Source organism: Bartonella sp. CL63NXGY, from assembly GCF_042194905.1.
Classification (GTDB): Bacteria; Pseudomonadota; Alphaproteobacteria; order Rhizobiales; family Rhizobiaceae; genus Bartonella.
Map to the genome: position 1 here is coordinate 334 of NZ_JBHINK010000126.1, position 291 is coordinate 624.

At 34.4% G+C, this 291-nt stretch carries 1 pseudogene; it reads left to right on the forward strand.

Annotation, left to right across the window (positions count from 1 at the left end):
- Positions 1–215 (forward strand): annotated as a pseudogene (locus ACFIK0_RS09660) (phosphoribosylpyrophosphate synthetase); the annotation flags it as partial.
- Positions 216–291 lie beyond the last annotated feature (76 nt).

A 291-nucleotide genomic window follows, 5' to 3' on the forward strand; every position in this document is an offset into this window, starting at 1 on the left:
ATGGTCTTGCATCACATGCAGTTTTATCCGGTGATGCCGTAAAGACTTTACAAAGTTCGCCACTAGAAAAGATGGTTGTTACCGATACAATTCACCTTCCAGAAGAAAAGAAATTTGATAAGCTGGTTCAATTATCAGTTGACGACTTACTGAAAGAAGCAATCGTTCGGATTCATAATCACCAGTCAATTGATACATTATTTAATCGTAAATAATATCCGAATAAAAGGATAAGAGGTCAGGAAGAAACATTTTTGTTTCTTCCTGACCTCTTTTTAATGTTAACAAAAT